The organism is Reichenbachiella sp., from assembly GCF_039969095.1.
Lineage (GTDB): Bacteria > Bacteroidota > Bacteroidia > Cytophagales > Cyclobacteriaceae > Reichenbachiella.
The window spans coordinates 174,669-189,016 of the sequence record NZ_JBDVOL010000013.1 but is presented as its reverse complement, the minus strand read 5'-3'; the positions used below and the strand labels follow the sequence as shown (position 1 = coordinate 189,016).

The following is a 14,348-nucleotide window of genomic DNA, read 5'->3' as shown; positions in this document are numbered from 1 at the left end:
CTCCCATTTTTCTTAAGTAAGCTACTAATTCATAATTAGTAGCTTGTTATTGTTTTGTTATTTTAATAATACTATACTAGTAAAAACTGGACTTAAACTGACTATTATAAATGCAGTCTGATATTGAATCGGTTGAAAATCTTCATCAAATAAAGCATTAGAAATGAAAATATCATACACCAAAGTATACCAGGAATTCCACTTGAGAAATATTCTGGAATGATTTGCAATCCTATGGCTAAATTGAAATAAATAATGATCCCTGGAAGAATATAAATCAATAGGGGATTGGCAGCAGCAGGCATAAAGAAATTGCTCCATGCGGTTTTCTTTTTCACTTCCATCAGCCCATACAGCGCATAATAAATGAAGGTACATATGCCAGCGGAGTACAATGTCCAGGATGGCGTACCACGAATTTTTGAAACTTCGTAATACGGTCTTAAAAGATAGCCCAATAGAAAGAATAAAAGTCCAAATCCGATGACTTTCCAGTGAATTTCAGGTGAGTTTTTGCCGTCAAAAAACAAGAGTGAAATAATGACCCCAGCACAAACTAAGGTCACATGAGTTAGATGTCCAGCAAGAAACTTGAACCAGCCGAATTCTCTAACGGCCAATCCGTCCGTTAAATTGAGACAATTGGCTAACACACAAATGAAGAAAAATACAATTAGCGCTTTTAGGTTGCCATTGGTAAACCAATAGAAGACCACAGTAAATAAGTATGCCCACCCGATCAGACCTAAGATGCCCCACCATTTTGGAGTCATTCCGATGGATCCATTGTCTTGAACATATAAGAAATACAATGTCACAAATCCGAGCATACCGCCATATTGCAGGACGTTTTTCCAGATTGTTGGGAAATCGGTGGTGTATTTGTTCCAAATAGGAATGGGGAGTAGGTAAGCTAAAAATGCCCAAAACGCTGGGGTGATGTACATTTTAGCTTCATTGTACCCATATTCAGCATTGACCATGAATAAGCCCATAACGATCAAGGCCAATGAGCGCTTGAGAGTATGTTTCCAAATGATGGTTGGTTGGTCTCCTTTGACTAGTCTGGCATTGAAGGCAAATGGAACTGACATGCCTACTATAAAGAGGAAGGCTGGGAAAACCAGGTCCACAAATGTCATGGCGTCGGCATCAGCTGGCATGTGCTTCATCCATTGAGGTACATCGGACACACTTGCCAACTCATTCACAAAAATCATTACCAAAATAGTAATCCCCCTAAAGGCATCGATAGAGACGATGCGCCCATTGTACAAATTTTCTTTGATTGTCATTTTAGATTCATTAGATGCAAAGTAAAATACACTTCACATCTAAATAAAATCAAAAAATTAGCTCAATGGCATTTAATTAGGTATTAACGGATAGTTTATGACAAAGCAGCCAGCGCCTTTTCAAAATCGGGGTCTTGTACGATTTCAGGTACTTGTTCAGAATATATGACTTTGTGATTTTCATCGAGCACCACGATAGCACGAGAATGTAAGTGCGCCATTGGGCCATCTGTGATCGTTACTTCATAATCTTTTCCAAATTGGCCAGTGGCAAAATCAGATACAGTTTCAACACTGTCGATACCTTCTGCTCCACAGAATCGGGCTTGTGCGAAAGGTAAATCTCTGGAGATACAAAGTATTTTAGTGTTTGACAGTCCTGCGGCTTTTTCATTGAAAGTTCGGACAGATGCAGCGCAAATTCCAGTATCGATACTAGGGAATATATTCAGAATTACACGTGAGCCCTTATAATCTGCAAGCGATACATGAGATAGATCGTTTTTGATCAAGTCAAAATCTGGTGCTTGTGTGCCATTAGCAGGTAAGTTTCCAATGGTATGAATTTCGTTGCCTTTTAGTGTGATAGAAGCCATAATAAGTTTTTTTAGTTTGATAGAGTAAATATAGGCATAGGAGTGGCTGATGCTATTAACAGGAAGGAAAATACTTTTAAATGGACTTCAAATTGACTATACTTAATGTGAGAAAAATCACTTATTAGATTCAAAACCAGCGTATTGGAATATTATTTTCAATTGTAAGTACGTAGCAGTTATGAATAATGATTTTTTCTCATTAACCAATTAACCAAAATGGCCTCTAACAAAAAATGGTGGGTACTTATCTCCACGCTATTACTCATTTCTCTTGTTTTCCTCTTTTATTTCTTTGTTTATGTCAAGAATAAAGAAAACGAAATAATTGTCAATAACATGCGTGTATTGAATCAGATCAACAAAAACATTGGATCTAGACTTGATACTTTTTATAAAATTCATGAATCTGAATTTAATGATGCTAAAACCAAAAGAGAAATCCATGATGGAACAACTAAAAGATTGGGTAAAGCGATCTCTGAGACAAATGATGACGTTATACAGAGACTGAAAAATGAGGGCTTCTCTGCAAGTAATAACGATTCAACTGAGAGCATAATAAAAAACAATAGTATAATTTTTTATTATGATGCTGGTAATTATAAATATACACAGGAGCCACAGGAAATTTTTGATTACCCACTTATTCAACGTAAAGATATTTTTGACTTCATCACTATTAGTGAGCTCAGCGATGATGGTAAGGAGCTTTCTATCCTATATACTAATGGCACTACAGGAATAAGTTATCTACCCGGTGATTCTACTCATTCTAATTTTAGTTCAAGGAGCTTTTTTGAAATGATTTTTGGGTATCAAGAATTTGTGGTTTTCAATTCTTCTTTACACAATCATAAGGATGTATATGTCACAGGTTATGTGAATAAAGCAAAATTTAATGATCTTAAAAGAGAGGTCTCGGTATTTACTATTACGTTAACTGTAATCATCATAATTCTGATGCTGTTGAGTCTTCCATTACTCAAACTTAGAATAATGAGTAATGTAGAAAGACTGCATATATCTGATGTCTTTTTGTCTGCTGGCGCTACTGTAATAGGTGCTTCTGTACTACTCATTTTACTTCTTTTTTTTAGTTCAAATATCTTGTATGAGCGCAATAATCAAGAAGAAAAGCTAAAGCAGTTGTCAGTGAGAGTAAAGGAAGGGTTCTATCAGGAATTGGATTCTGCTTTGGCCAATATGAAAAGGATTAAAAGTCGGACACATCATGGTTTGAGCGCATATTTCAGTGCAGCAATGAGTAGGAATGCAAATGCCACACAATATTGCTCGTTCTTCAAGAATCTGCCAGAGCCGGATATCTATCAGAACAATCGCCTATTGTCCTTTAAAAATTCATATGATTATGTTGATCAATTTGGGTATCCAAATGGTTATTTCTGGGCGGATAGAGCAGGTAAGGTTAATCTATCACTATCTCAACTGATCAACCCACCACAGAAAGGAGCTAATTTGAATCACCGATCTTATGTGATGGATGTGGTCAATCGATCCACCATAAAATATCGCGATGATAATATAGCCATCGAATCCGTTCGATCAATTTATGAAGGTGTATATGAAGTTGGGTTGGGCATGGCAACAGATGTTCCGGATCTACCAATTCTTGCGCAGAGCAGTACATTTGTTAGTCTTTTTGATCCTATAATGGAGCAAGGCTATGGCTTTTGCATTTTTGATAAGAAGGGAAAAACATTATTCCATTCTGACAAATCTAGAAATCTAAATGAAAATTTTTTAGATGAAACGCAGCAGGAATTCAACACCTATCTTAATAGTGGAATGGATCATTTTGGATCAGTGGTGTATGCTGGTTCAAGACATTTTGCCTATATGTCTCCATTGAAAGAATTGGAAGGACTTTATCTTGCCACCTTTGTAAATAAGCAGTTTGTAAGATCGCCCAATGTAATCGCGATGAATGCTACTATTGTGGCACAGTTTGTTTTCTTGATCTTGCTGACTTTGATTTTTGTGATTTTATATTCTTCAACTTTCAAAAGAAGCAAATTAAGACAACGTGTATTTCCATTCAATTGGCTTCGTCCTTATATCACTTCAGATCTTCGTTATCAGAAGATTTATTCCAAACTGTTAGAATCTAATATTATCGCAGCTATTTTTCTGTTTTGGATTGGATTAAAAATGGAAAGTGCTGAAGGCAAAATCTTTGCATTAGTATTTATTTTGACAGCATTGATCATGCTCCATTTCTATATCTTGTCACTCAATTTACCCTTTCAGAAGAAAATATATACCCTCTTTTCAAAAACAAATTACCCTAAGATATTTTTACTTTTTTGTTTCATATTCCTAACCTTGAGCTCTTGGGAGTATTTCACACGTTATTTTCTGCAAGGCCAATTTGTAGATTCGATCTGGTTTGTATCGTTCAATCTGATTTCTGCGATCTGGGTTTATCCTTTATTCAAAAATGTGCTTTCAAAAAGGCATCAGCCTATTTCTGACGTATTCGAACATCAAGAAGAATCTAATGAAAATCTTGATTTGGAAGAACTAATATATGATTCTGGAGTCCCATCAGATAAGGACGAAATATCCGTGCATTCAGAAAATGAGACCAATTTTTTACATAGAAAATTCTTAGCATATAAAATTTACATTTTCACATGGATCATACTTTTAGCTATTATTCCTACGTCAATTTTCTTTTCCATCACTTTTAAAAAAGAAAAGAGTATCATGTACAAGAGCAACTTACATGCTGTGCATACTCAGGAGAAAAATTGGAGATCGAAAAAGGCTCTAGCCTATTTCGAAAAGAACGAAAAAGGGAAGCTGAAAGTAAAGGATTTAAATTACTTTCTTGAGGGGATGGAAAAGCAAACAGTTGACCTAGAAGGCAAGGTTGATTCTGTGAATGAACTTACAAAGTTGAGGTTGTCTATCACTCAAAAAACACCATTTACCAGACATGTCATTCCAGCTGGTTTCTACCAATTTAAGTGTTTTGCAGATACTCAAGAAGCGAAAAGCTCCGTATTTGATGAATACTATCAATATGTGAGATTTTATTTTGATAATTATGGAAAGCAAAGTCAAGGATATATCAAGGATTTTAGTCATGAACAAGACTGGGTATTGAGTAATGACCGCATGTATTTCAATGATACAAAAATGCTTATACAAGGTAATTCGCAATCTTTGACTGATATTTTCACTAAATATCCATTATTACATATCATATTATTAATTACTCTTTTGGTATTAGTGTACAAATTGAGCGAATATGCTTTGCATCGAATTTTCGGTTTAGACTTCAAAGACTATGTGGATCAAATGGTAGGCGTTAAAGACCTAGATGGTTTGGTAGAGGAAATAGAGCAGGTGATAAAATTTTCCTTCAGCAGTGAAAATAACAATAGTATAGGGGCTATTAAAGGAAGTAAATCAGGTGAATCCAAAACTAAAATTTCAGGCTATAATCTGACCAGTTCATTCAATAATTGTTTGATCACTGGTGTTAATGCGTCGCACTTATTTCGAGTAAGAGAGCGACTTAGAAAGAACGACGATTTTCATTTTGTAACCATCGATTTTTTTGATCTTAAACACGGAGATATCGACGATTTTGAAAAAGAAGAAAAAGTCGAAAACTATATTGAAGCGACTAAACTCAATAATATCATACTGAAAATTGCAAATCTTTCAGGAAAAAGTATAGATAGTTTTATGAGGGATGCTTTACAAGGGAAGGTCAAAAAGCAATCGAAGCCGATATTGGTATATATTGAGCATTTTGAGTATGCATACAATGACAGAGCCTACAACAAAAGAAAAATGCTAATCTTAGAAAGATTAGTAGACAATCCCTCTATAAGGGTAGTAATATCTTCAGAAGTAGATCCTAAAAAGATTTATAATTTTCATCAATCCAGTATCGAATTGCTGAAAAAGAAACTGGCAAATAATGATGATGAATTTATGCAAACTAGGAGTTTACTACGAGAAATTAGCGTAGACTATAAAAAATGGATGCATTTGATGGGGGGATTTTATAAAATTACGGCTCCTCTCGAAATGACAACAAAGGAATACGTCAATTCGAAAGATGATGTGCTCAGCGAAGAGTTAAAAAATGGGGTGTACCTCAATCAGCTCATCAATCGATATGAGAAAAATTATGATCCAGATATTTCTGAAGAAGATTACACGCTAAATATTCAAGAGTTGTCATCTTCCTATTATTTTTCAATATGGGGTTCGTTATCGAAAGAGGAAAGACTTATTGTTTATGATATAGCAAAGGACAAGTTTGTAAATACTAACAATGTAAACGGAATTATAGACTTGCTGCACAAAGGCATCCTAAAATTTGATCATTCGCTTCGACTAATGAACGAAAGTTTTACCAATTTTATATTATCAGAGGTACATAGCAATGAGGCATTGGAAAGAGAAATGGAGTCTAGAAAAAAAGGCAAGTGGAGTACAGCCTCTGCTGTCATTATTTTGGTAATCATTAGTTTAATCATCTTTGTGTCCTTCGGAAAAGTAAGTGCTCTAAATGATGTGAATGCTTTAGTAAGTTCTTTAGGTGCTGTATTAGCACTATTTTTAAGAGTGAGCGGCTTGGTGTCAATCGGTGGAGGATCTAAATAGCTGAAGGAAACAAAAAAGCCGCTTTAATAATCAAAGCGGCTTTATTTATATTAATTCTCTTCAGTATCCATCTTAACTGGATCAGGTACTTTTCCAGGTTGTAGGAAATCTTCTTCGTTGACCATATCTGCTTTGCCAAGATAAGTCCAGCTGATCACATCCGTATATTTGTCAATCACTCGATTGATATCTTCAAGAGTCACTGCGTTTACACGTTCGGTGAAATTCTCAGCCATTTCCCAACCGCCTTTGAGCTCATTGCTTCCTAAGCTTTGAGATTGAGAAGAAAGTGTTTCTTGTCCCATGTAGAACTGGGTCAGGTATTTCTGTTTCTTGTTGATCAATTCCTTCTCGTCAAATCCCACTTTCTTTAATTTACTTATTTCATCCACCATCACCTGAATAGATTGCTTGGGGTCAGTGGTAGAGATATAAATGAGATTGTATGGATTAGTTACTTTGCCATTGTCATAGTAGGAATAGGGAGCATACGACAAGCTTCTTTTCGTTCTCAACTCTACAAAATATCGCTCACTCAATATACTCATGGCGATCATCATGGCTGTTCCATCTTCAGAAGCCAATGTCGGCGCACTCATGATACCAGCAATATAATTGGTGGCAATGTCTCTGTCATTGATATTGTTTGATACATCTCCAAGCATGTTTCTTTCCTCAACTGGAGGAAGAGTTCCCTTTGGGAGTTTGGCGAGCGATGCTGCTACTTTCTTCTTCAAATCTGCCACATCCAAATCACCCACCACTACAAGAAAGCTTCGATCTTTCCCGATTATTTTGTTGTAGTAAGATTTCAAATCTTCAAGGCTTAAATTTTCCAATGATTGGGCAGATCCATTTGGATTCTTTTCATAGTTTTTGCCTTTGAATACATTGGCCATTGCAGCTTGAGATAAACTCTGATCAGGATCAGCGTCGTTTTGTTTGGCTGCCGCAATCAGCTGGTCTTTTAGTAGTTGATATTGCTGTTCATCAAAAGCAGGATTCATGATCGCATCTACGAACAATTCCCAAGACGCATCCCAGTTTTGCTTTACACAACGCATATTGATTTGACCGTAGTCATAGTTGGTACCTGCAGCTACGGTAGTACTCATTTTTTCCAGAGCAGTGCTGTAGGCCAACTTATCCGTATTGGTAGTGCCGCCAGTTACGGCCAGCTGAAGTGCAAAATCCTCAATCCCGCTTTGCTCCAAATCGTAGTTGGCAGTACCTCCACCTATAAATAATCTGGCACTTACTATTTCTTTTGGCACAGATTTATAAATTACTTTTAAGCCTTTTACTTCAAACTCTTGAGTTTGACCAAAAATTGGGCTCACCCAAATCAGACAGGCAAGCAGAGCTATGTTTGTTCTTAGAATATTCTTCATCATCTTATTTTTTTAGGTAGGCTTGCAATGAATTGAGTTCCATGTTTTCTTTCATTTCTGGCGACACGAGTAGACCAGTTACACTTGGCTTGTTCTTTACATAGTTTCTGACAAAAGCTTGGATATCTTCTCGGGTCACTTTGTTCAGGTTTTCTACATAGTTGGTATAGTATTCTATGCTAGCAGAAGACCACCAGTACGTCACCGTATGAATGAATTGAGAAGTTTTCTCTCTACTATATGCTTCTTGAATAGCCAGCATATTTTTTGCCGTTTCCATTTGCTCATCGGTAAAGTAATCATCCGAATCCCATTGTGCGATCTCCGCATCTAAGGCAGCAAAAGCTTCTGTGACTTTTTCTGGATTGGGTACCATAAAAATATAAACTGGCCCTACGTATTTATTGGTGGAGTAACCCACGTTCACATTCATGGCCAATCCACTTTCGACCAAGTTTTGCTGAAGCTTTGAAGACCGTTGTGATAAAATAAAGCTAAATACGTCTGCTGCATAAGTCGCAGGTATATCATTTCGTGTATCTGGCCCATGGTATCGTATCAATCCAATAGGCGTCTGAGCATTTTCATTCTCTGTAATGAAATAGGTGTCTTCCTTCAGTGATTCAAATTCTGGAATAGGATATTTTTCGAATGGATCGAAATCGGAAGGCTTCCAATCACCAAATACCTTTTTGGCTTTAGCCAATACTTCTTCGTGATCTACATCGCCAGCCACTACTAAAATGGAATTGTTTGGGTGATAGTATTTCCCCTGAACGATTTTCATTTTTTCTGTAGTTGCCGTCAAAATCACATCATGATCTCCTATGACATTTTTTCTGCTGTACAAGTCTCCCCACATCTGGCGGTCGCTGTCTCGAAAAAGGAAGAAGACAGGATTGGACTCAGCACGCTGAAATTCACCATCTACCACAGGGTTTTCATTTTTCATTTCTTGCTCATCGAATAATGGGTAGCGAATGGCGGAGTTCATAAACTCCATACCTTCTTGCACTTTCAGATTGCTGAGTGTCACGAAGTAATTGACACGCTCGCCAGAGGTAGTACCGTTGAATACGATGCCTAATTCTTTGGTGCGTTCTAGGAAGGCTTCTTGTGAAGGCAAATCTTTGTTGGCCTTGAAGAACATGTGCTCGTAGAGGTGAGACAGTCCATCGAATTCGGGCGATTCGGTATATCCACCATTACGCACGGTGATTTCTATGGTTGCTAGTGGCACGGTGTTGTCCTCTATCGTCAGGACTTCCAAGCCATTGTCTAGGGTTTCTAAAAAGAAATTGTCTGGGAGTTTTTGCTGAGCAAAGGCAGGTGCCGAAGCGAAAAGCAATCCCAAAGTCAGGATTTTGATTGTTTTCATGAGTTTTTGAATTTATTAAAGGGTTAATCTATAAACTAACTGGAAAAATAGGAATAATAAATACATAGGAGGAAGATTTCTTTTGTAATCTGACGCTATGTTTCCCTTTATAGACTTCTAGGACTACGGAAAAGTTGTATCTATTTCAATGTATTTTAAAACAGAGCCAGATATATATGATCCGTATTTGTCTTATGCTATCAACTGTGGGGTTGAAGTCACATTAATGAAGGAGTTTTAATAATTGTTTTATAACATGGTAGCTTAAATGAGTCGGCACGATTTATGTCTATACAGGATCTCAACCAAAAATCAGTTACGTGAAATTTACCGTCATATTTCTTCTCTCTACATTATTATCTTGTGTAAGTCCATATAAAATACATAAACTTAAACCAATAGGAGAGCGATCTTATTGGGATTGGGGGCGGCATTATGCCATTTCAGAAGTAAATAATCTAGAATTGAAAATCGCATATGAGAATAATACTTGGGACGAACTAGGTTTTAATATTGAGGTAATTAACAAGAGAGAAGATACAGTCCTCGTTGAACCTGAAATATTTTTCATCGAATACTTAGAAGTTCTAAGTGAAAATAGTCACGGTGCAATTAGAAAATCAATTGATCCTGAGAAAAAAATCACTGAATTAGAGAAGCAAATTTCTCGACATAAAGCTGATGAAATAAATACAGCGACAAGGCAACTTTTTGAGGTGGTGCTTGAAGTGGCCTCAGACGTATCTGAATCTACCCAAAATAAAACTGATGAAGAAAAGATTCAAAAGGATATAGAAAGGCAACAGAATCGTGAATGGAGAGATTCAGAAAATCAGCAATTGAAACTTCAACAAATGTCTTTAAATCAAAAAAGAAAATATTATGATATGACCTTGCTGCGAAAGACTTCTTTACCTCCAAACACCAAAATATTTGGTAAATCAAATTTTATTTTGAGTAAAACGGCCAAGTTTTACCGGGTGTATATCCCAATAGAAATGGATACGATGATTTTTGAATTTGAACAAAATATTCTCACTCCCTAGTAAGAACCTAACCATAGTTGATAGGAAGGAAAATAAACGATTTACAAATTAAACTAAGAGGATATACTCATATAAGTCAGCAAATCAGCTATTTCTCAATTTTAATTAGAGTACGTAATCGATTTCGATGCAAATGAATTAAGCAATCAAAACCATGATTGACATTATGGCTGAAAAGAAAGGCGAGTCATTAGAGGAATGGAAAAAAATACTGAAAGAAAAAGCCTGTGAAAAGCCTGGTGAGTCCGTGAAGTATTTGAAAACTAAACATGGAGTCACCCACGGTTTTGCCGATACCATTGTCTCGCTCTCAAAAGAAGAAAATCAATCTTCAGAAGATTTGGTAGAAATGCAATGCAAAGGAAAGGGGAGTCTGCTGCCGATCTAAGAAGCATTGATAGTTTACTTAAAAACACTAGGTAATGATGTGACGATCACGCCAAAAAAAGGGAGTATCAGCCTTGTCAGGAAACATCAGTTTGTGCTCATCAAACCAGCCACAAAAATAAGGATCGATTTGGGGTTCAAACTCAAAGACAAACCCATTACAGATAGATTTGGTACCATGTGTACGCATCGAGTGATGATTGCTGAAGTTTCCGAGGTTGACAATGAATTGAAGAGTTGGATGCAGGAAGCTTTTGAGCAATCCGTTTAAATTGCACCTTTTAAACATTAAGATTAATTTCAGCTATGCGAAAAATAAAATTTGTCATTTTATTCCTAACATTAACCTTATCCATCTCTGGATTTACACAAGATAAACCCGCTTATCGATTATTTAATAATAGTGGAAAAGCAGCGAAGTATAATAAGATGATTCAGGACTTGTCGAACAGCGACATGGTCTTTTTTGGAGAATATCACACCAACCCTATTTCACATTGGTTGCAATTAGAAGTGAGTAAAAGCTTATATGAAATCAGAGGTAAAGACTTGTTCTTTGGTGCAGAGATGTTTGAAAGTGGGAATCAATTGGTTTTAGATGAATATTTGAAAGGGTTTTACCCTGAAGATAAAATGCTTCCAGAAATGACACAATTGTGGGGCAATTTCCAGACAGATTATAAACCTCTTTTAGAATACGCAAAGGAAAATCAATTGAGGTTTATAGCAACCAATATTCCAAGAAGGTATGCTTCAATAATCAATAAAAATGGTATTGAGTCACTTGAAAAATTGAGCCCTGAAGCACGTGCTTTGATTAGTCCAGATTTACAGAAATATTTTGATCCCTCGGTAAAAGCTTATGCTGAAATAGCTCAGTACATGGGTGAACATGTGCCTCCAAATATTCTGAATATTCAGATGGCTCAAGCTTCCAAAGATGCCACTATGGCTTATTTTTCCCTCAAAAACTTCAATGAAGGTGATTTGCTGCTTCACTTTCAGGGTACTTATCATTCTAATTATGACCAAGGTATTATTTGGTGGATAAACAAAATTCGTCCTGGCTTGATAATCAAATCTATAACAACTGTAATGCAGTCAGAATGGGATGAATTGAATAAAGAAGAAAAAGAAACGATAGCGGACTATATCATTGTGGTGGATGATAACATGACTCAGACTAAAAGGGATTAATTCATGTTTTAAACAAATGAGGGGTTTTTAATCAACCGAAGCAAATATCACTTATGTCCTAGTTGATAGATCTTCACTTGCAGCTGAGTTTCTACCCATCATTTTCAACTCCTTCAAATTACCCATCATTTCTCAGATTGATTTATATTTAAAGTACATCTAAAAAAATACGCCATGGACCAAGCACTCAAAACCATGATTGACAATATGCCTGAAAAGACAGGCAAGGCATTAGACGAATGGAAAAAGATACTGAAGGAAAAAGCCTTTGAAAAGCATGGTGAGGCTGTGAAGTATTTGAAAACTGAACATGGAATCACCCACGGCTTTGCCAATACCATAGTCTTGCTATCAAAAGAGCAAAATCAATCTTCAGAAGATTTGGTAGGAATGCAATACAAAGGAAAAGAGAGTCTTTTACCTATCTATGAGGCGTTGGTTCGTTACCTAAAGTCTTTGGGTAGCGATGTGACGATTACTCCCAAAAAGGGCAGCGTCAGCATCATCAGGAAGCGTCAGTTTGTATTGATCAAACCTGCCACCAAATCACGAATAGATTTGGGGTTCAAACTTAAAGACAAACCCACCACAGATAGATTGGGTGACTCAGGCCCATTTGGTACCATGTGCACGCATCGAGTGATGATTGAAGAAGTATCCGAGGTTGACAATGAATTGAAGATTTGGATGCAGGAAGCCTATGACCAATCAGTTTGATACCAAAGGATTACCGCTTTCTTTCATAAGAATATGAATACTATAAAATCTGGAATATTATCTTTTGGCATGTCAGGCCAAATTTTTCATGCACCTTTTTTGGATACTCATCAAGGTTTTGAGCTCTGTGCGGTGGTAGAACGATCAAAAAAGAAAGCCAAGTCCATTTATCCACAAATCAAAAGTTATGATTCGGTCGATGATTTGATAGTTGATGATAGTATCGAGTTGGTCGTTGTCAACACACCGAATGTTACCCATTTCGAGTTTGCACTAAAGGCACTGCAGGCCAAAAAGCATGTTTTGGTAGAAAAGCCTTTTGCTATAACTTCTGAGGAGGCTAAACATCTTTATCAGGTCGCTAGGGAAAATAATGTTCAGATTTTTCCCTACCACAACAGGCGATACGACAGTGACTTTCTATCTGTAAAAAGCGTGTTGGAATCAGGCCAGCTGGGTGATTTGGTAGAAGCTCATTTTCGATTTGACAGATACAAGCTTGAACTTGGTTCCAAGATACCCAAAGAGACTCCAGTGCCTGGAGGTGGTTTGTTGTATGATTTGGGGCCGCATATTTTGGATCAGTCGCTTTCACTCTTTGGCAAACCAGAAAAGTGGGAGAAGAATCTGGGTCACTTTCGTCCCAATACTAAAGTGGATGATTATGCAAACATTCATCTGACTTACCCCAGTGGATTACAAGTTTTCCTTACAGGAAGCTTGCTGGTCGCAGCTCCCTTGCCTTCTTTCGTGGTTCATGGGACGCAAGGCTCCTACATCAAAAACAGAACAGATGTACAAGAAAAGCAATTGTCCGAAGGCATGCGTCCGGGAGATACAGGTTACGGTATCGAATCTGATGAAGCCGAAGGCATGCTAACGATTGTATCTAGTGATGGAGAAAAAACTCAAAAACGCATCCAAGCAGAGCCATCTTCTTATATGCACCTTTTTGAGGATGTTTATCAAGCGATAAGAGAAGGTAAATCCTATCCTGTTACCGAAGATCAAATCATTCAGCAGTTGGAAATTCTGGAAAAGTAAGGAGATAAACACTCATTAATGATTGCTATGAAAAATTCTAAAGTTGACTTCTTTTTTGATAAGACATCCAAATGGCAAGCTGAGTATGCGAAGCTTAGACAGCTTGTGCTCGATTGTCAGCTCAAAGAGGAGTTAAAGTGGGGGTGCCCATGCTATACCTTCCAGCAAAGCAATGTAGTGCTCATCCATGGTTTCAAAGAATACTGTGCCCTACTTTTTCATAAAGGCGTTTTGCTCAAAGACACTGAAAACTTGCTCATACAGCAGACCGCAAACGTGCAATCTGCACGTCAGATTCGTTTCACAAGCTTGGACGAAATTGTGAAAAATGAAGCAATCCTGAAAGCTTATCTCTTTGAAGCGATCGAGGTAGAGCGGTTAGGTTTGGAAGTCAAAATGAAGAAAACTGCTGAATTTGATAGGCCAGAAGAACTTGAACAAGCGCTTGGGGCAGACGCAGAACTAAAAGCCGCTTTTGAGTCCTTAACGCCAGGGAGGCAAAGAGGATACCTTCTACACTTTTCTCAACCGAAACAGTCCAAAACGCGTGTGTCAAGAATAGAAAAGTGTAGGCCACTTATTTTTGATGGAAAAGGATGGAATGAAAGATAAAAAACAGCTAAGCCAATTATTCTTCCTAAGTTTTG

The 14,348-nt window shown here is 37.1% G+C and carries 12 protein-coding genes; 8 read left to right on the top strand and 4 right to left on the bottom strand.

Features of this window, described 5'->3' with window-relative positions:
- Positions 1-104 precede the first annotated feature (104 nt).
- Positions 105-1,295: a DUF5009 domain-containing protein gene (locus ABJH98_RS13325; protein WP_348308188.1), complete on the bottom strand. Its 1,191-nt coding sequence runs from the start codon at positions 1,293-1,295 to the stop codon at positions 105-107.
- 95 nt (positions 1,296-1,390) lie between these two features.
- Positions 1,391-1,891 carry a thiol peroxidase gene (tpx, locus tag ABJH98_RS13320; protein ID WP_348308187.1) on the bottom strand — a complete coding sequence of 167 codons (501 nt, stop codon included), beginning with the start codon at positions 1,889-1,891 and terminating at the stop codon, positions 1,391-1,393.
- 219 nt (positions 1,892-2,110) lie between these two features.
- Between tpx and ABJH98_RS13315 the strand changes: the two genes are divergently transcribed.
- Positions 2,111-6,541 carry a hypothetical protein gene (locus ABJH98_RS13315; RefSeq protein WP_348308186.1) on the top strand — a complete coding sequence of 1,477 codons (4,431 nt, stop codon included), beginning with the start codon at positions 2,111-2,113 and terminating at the stop codon, positions 6,539-6,541.
- 50 nt (positions 6,542-6,591) lie between these two features.
- On the opposite strand, the gene ABJH98_RS13310 is transcribed toward ABJH98_RS13315, so the two are convergent.
- Positions 6,592-7,935: a pitrilysin family protein gene (locus ABJH98_RS13310; protein WP_348308185.1), complete on the bottom strand. Its 1,344-nt coding sequence runs from the start codon at positions 7,933-7,935 to the stop codon at positions 6,592-6,594.
- Position 7,936: 1 nt separating this feature from the next.
- The gene (locus ABJH98_RS13305; RefSeq protein ID WP_348308184.1) at positions 7,937-9,310 is read right to left on the bottom strand and encodes a pitrilysin family protein; all 1,374 of its coding nucleotides are present in this window, start codon (positions 9,308-9,310) and stop codon (positions 7,937-7,939) included.
- Positions 9,311-9,630: 320 nt separating this feature from the next.
- On the opposite strand from ABJH98_RS13305, the gene ABJH98_RS13300 reads away from it, so the two are divergent.
- From ABJH98_RS13300 to ABJH98_RS13270, 7 genes are all read left to right on the top strand, one after another.
- A complete protein-coding gene (locus ABJH98_RS13300; protein WP_348308183.1) occupies positions 9,631-10,356 on the top strand; it encodes a hypothetical protein in 726 nt (241 codons plus the stop codon).
- A 154-nt stretch (positions 10,357-10,510) separates the two neighbouring features.
- Positions 10,511-10,744 carry a DUF4287 domain-containing protein gene (locus ABJH98_RS13295; protein WP_348308182.1) on the top strand — a complete coding sequence of 78 codons (234 nt, stop codon included), beginning with the start codon at positions 10,511-10,513 and terminating at the stop codon, positions 10,742-10,744.
- Positions 10,745-10,750: 6 nt separating this feature from the next.
- Entirely contained in the window at positions 10,751-11,014 is a 264-nt protein-coding gene (locus tag ABJH98_RS13290) for a DUF5655 domain-containing protein (protein WP_348308181.1), read from the top strand.
- 35 nt (positions 11,015-11,049) lie between these two features.
- Positions 11,050-11,940 carry a ChaN family lipoprotein gene (locus tag ABJH98_RS13285; RefSeq protein ID WP_348308180.1) on the top strand — a complete coding sequence of 297 codons (891 nt, stop codon included), beginning with the start codon at positions 11,050-11,052 and terminating at the stop codon, positions 11,938-11,940.
- Between the two features lie 174 nt (positions 11,941-12,114).
- Complete coding sequence (locus ABJH98_RS13280; protein ID WP_348308179.1) at positions 12,115-12,657, top strand: DUF4287 domain-containing protein; 543 nt, start codon at positions 12,115-12,117, stop codon at positions 12,655-12,657.
- Positions 12,658-12,690: 33 nt separating this feature from the next.
- Positions 12,691-13,701 (top strand): Gfo/Idh/MocA family oxidoreductase, encoded by a 1,011-nt coding sequence (locus tag ABJH98_RS13275; protein WP_348308178.1) that lies wholly within the window; start codon positions 12,691-12,693, stop codon positions 13,699-13,701.
- 27 nt (positions 13,702-13,728) lie between these two features.
- On the top strand, positions 13,729-14,313 hold the full coding sequence (locus ABJH98_RS13270; RefSeq protein ID WP_348308177.1) for a DUF1801 domain-containing protein: 585 nt from the start codon (positions 13,729-13,731) through the stop codon (positions 14,311-14,313).
- Positions 14,314-14,348: the final 35 nt, after the last annotated feature.

Excerpts from the sequence above, each read along its gene's own strand:
- ABJH98_RS13275 (WP_348308178.1), top strand. The coding sequence starts at position 12,691 with ATGAATACTATAAAATCTGGAATATTATCTTTTGGCATGTCAGGCCAA.
- ABJH98_RS13285 (WP_348308180.1), top strand. The coding sequence starts at position 11,050 with ATGCGAAAAATAAAATTTGTCATTTTATTCCTAACATTAACCTTATCC.
- ABJH98_RS13325 (WP_348308188.1), bottom strand. The coding sequence starts at position 1,295 with ATGACAATCAAAGAAAATTTGTACAATGGGCGCATCGTCTCTATCGAT.
- ABJH98_RS13315 (WP_348308186.1), top strand. The coding sequence starts at position 2,111 with ATGGCCTCTAACAAAAAATGGTGGGTACTTATCTCCACGCTATTACTC.
- ABJH98_RS13305 (WP_348308184.1), bottom strand. The coding sequence starts at position 9,310 with ATGAAAACAATCAAAATCCTGACTTTGGGATTGCTTTTCGCTTCGGCA.
- tpx (WP_348308187.1), bottom strand. The coding sequence starts at position 1,891 with ATGGCTTCTATCACACTAAAAGGCAACGAAATTCATACCATTGGAAAC.
- ABJH98_RS13310 (WP_348308185.1), bottom strand. The coding sequence starts at position 7,935 with ATGATGAAGAATATTCTAAGAACAAACATAGCTCTGCTTGCCTGTCTG.
- ABJH98_RS13295 (WP_348308182.1), top strand. The coding sequence starts at position 10,511 with ATGATTGACATTATGGCTGAAAAGAAAGGCGAGTCATTAGAGGAATGG.
- ABJH98_RS13270 (WP_348308177.1), top strand. The coding sequence starts at position 13,729 with ATGAAAAATTCTAAAGTTGACTTCTTTTTTGATAAGACATCCAAATGG.
- ABJH98_RS13280 (WP_348308179.1), top strand. The coding sequence starts at position 12,115 with ATGGACCAAGCACTCAAAACCATGATTGACAATATGCCTGAAAAGACA.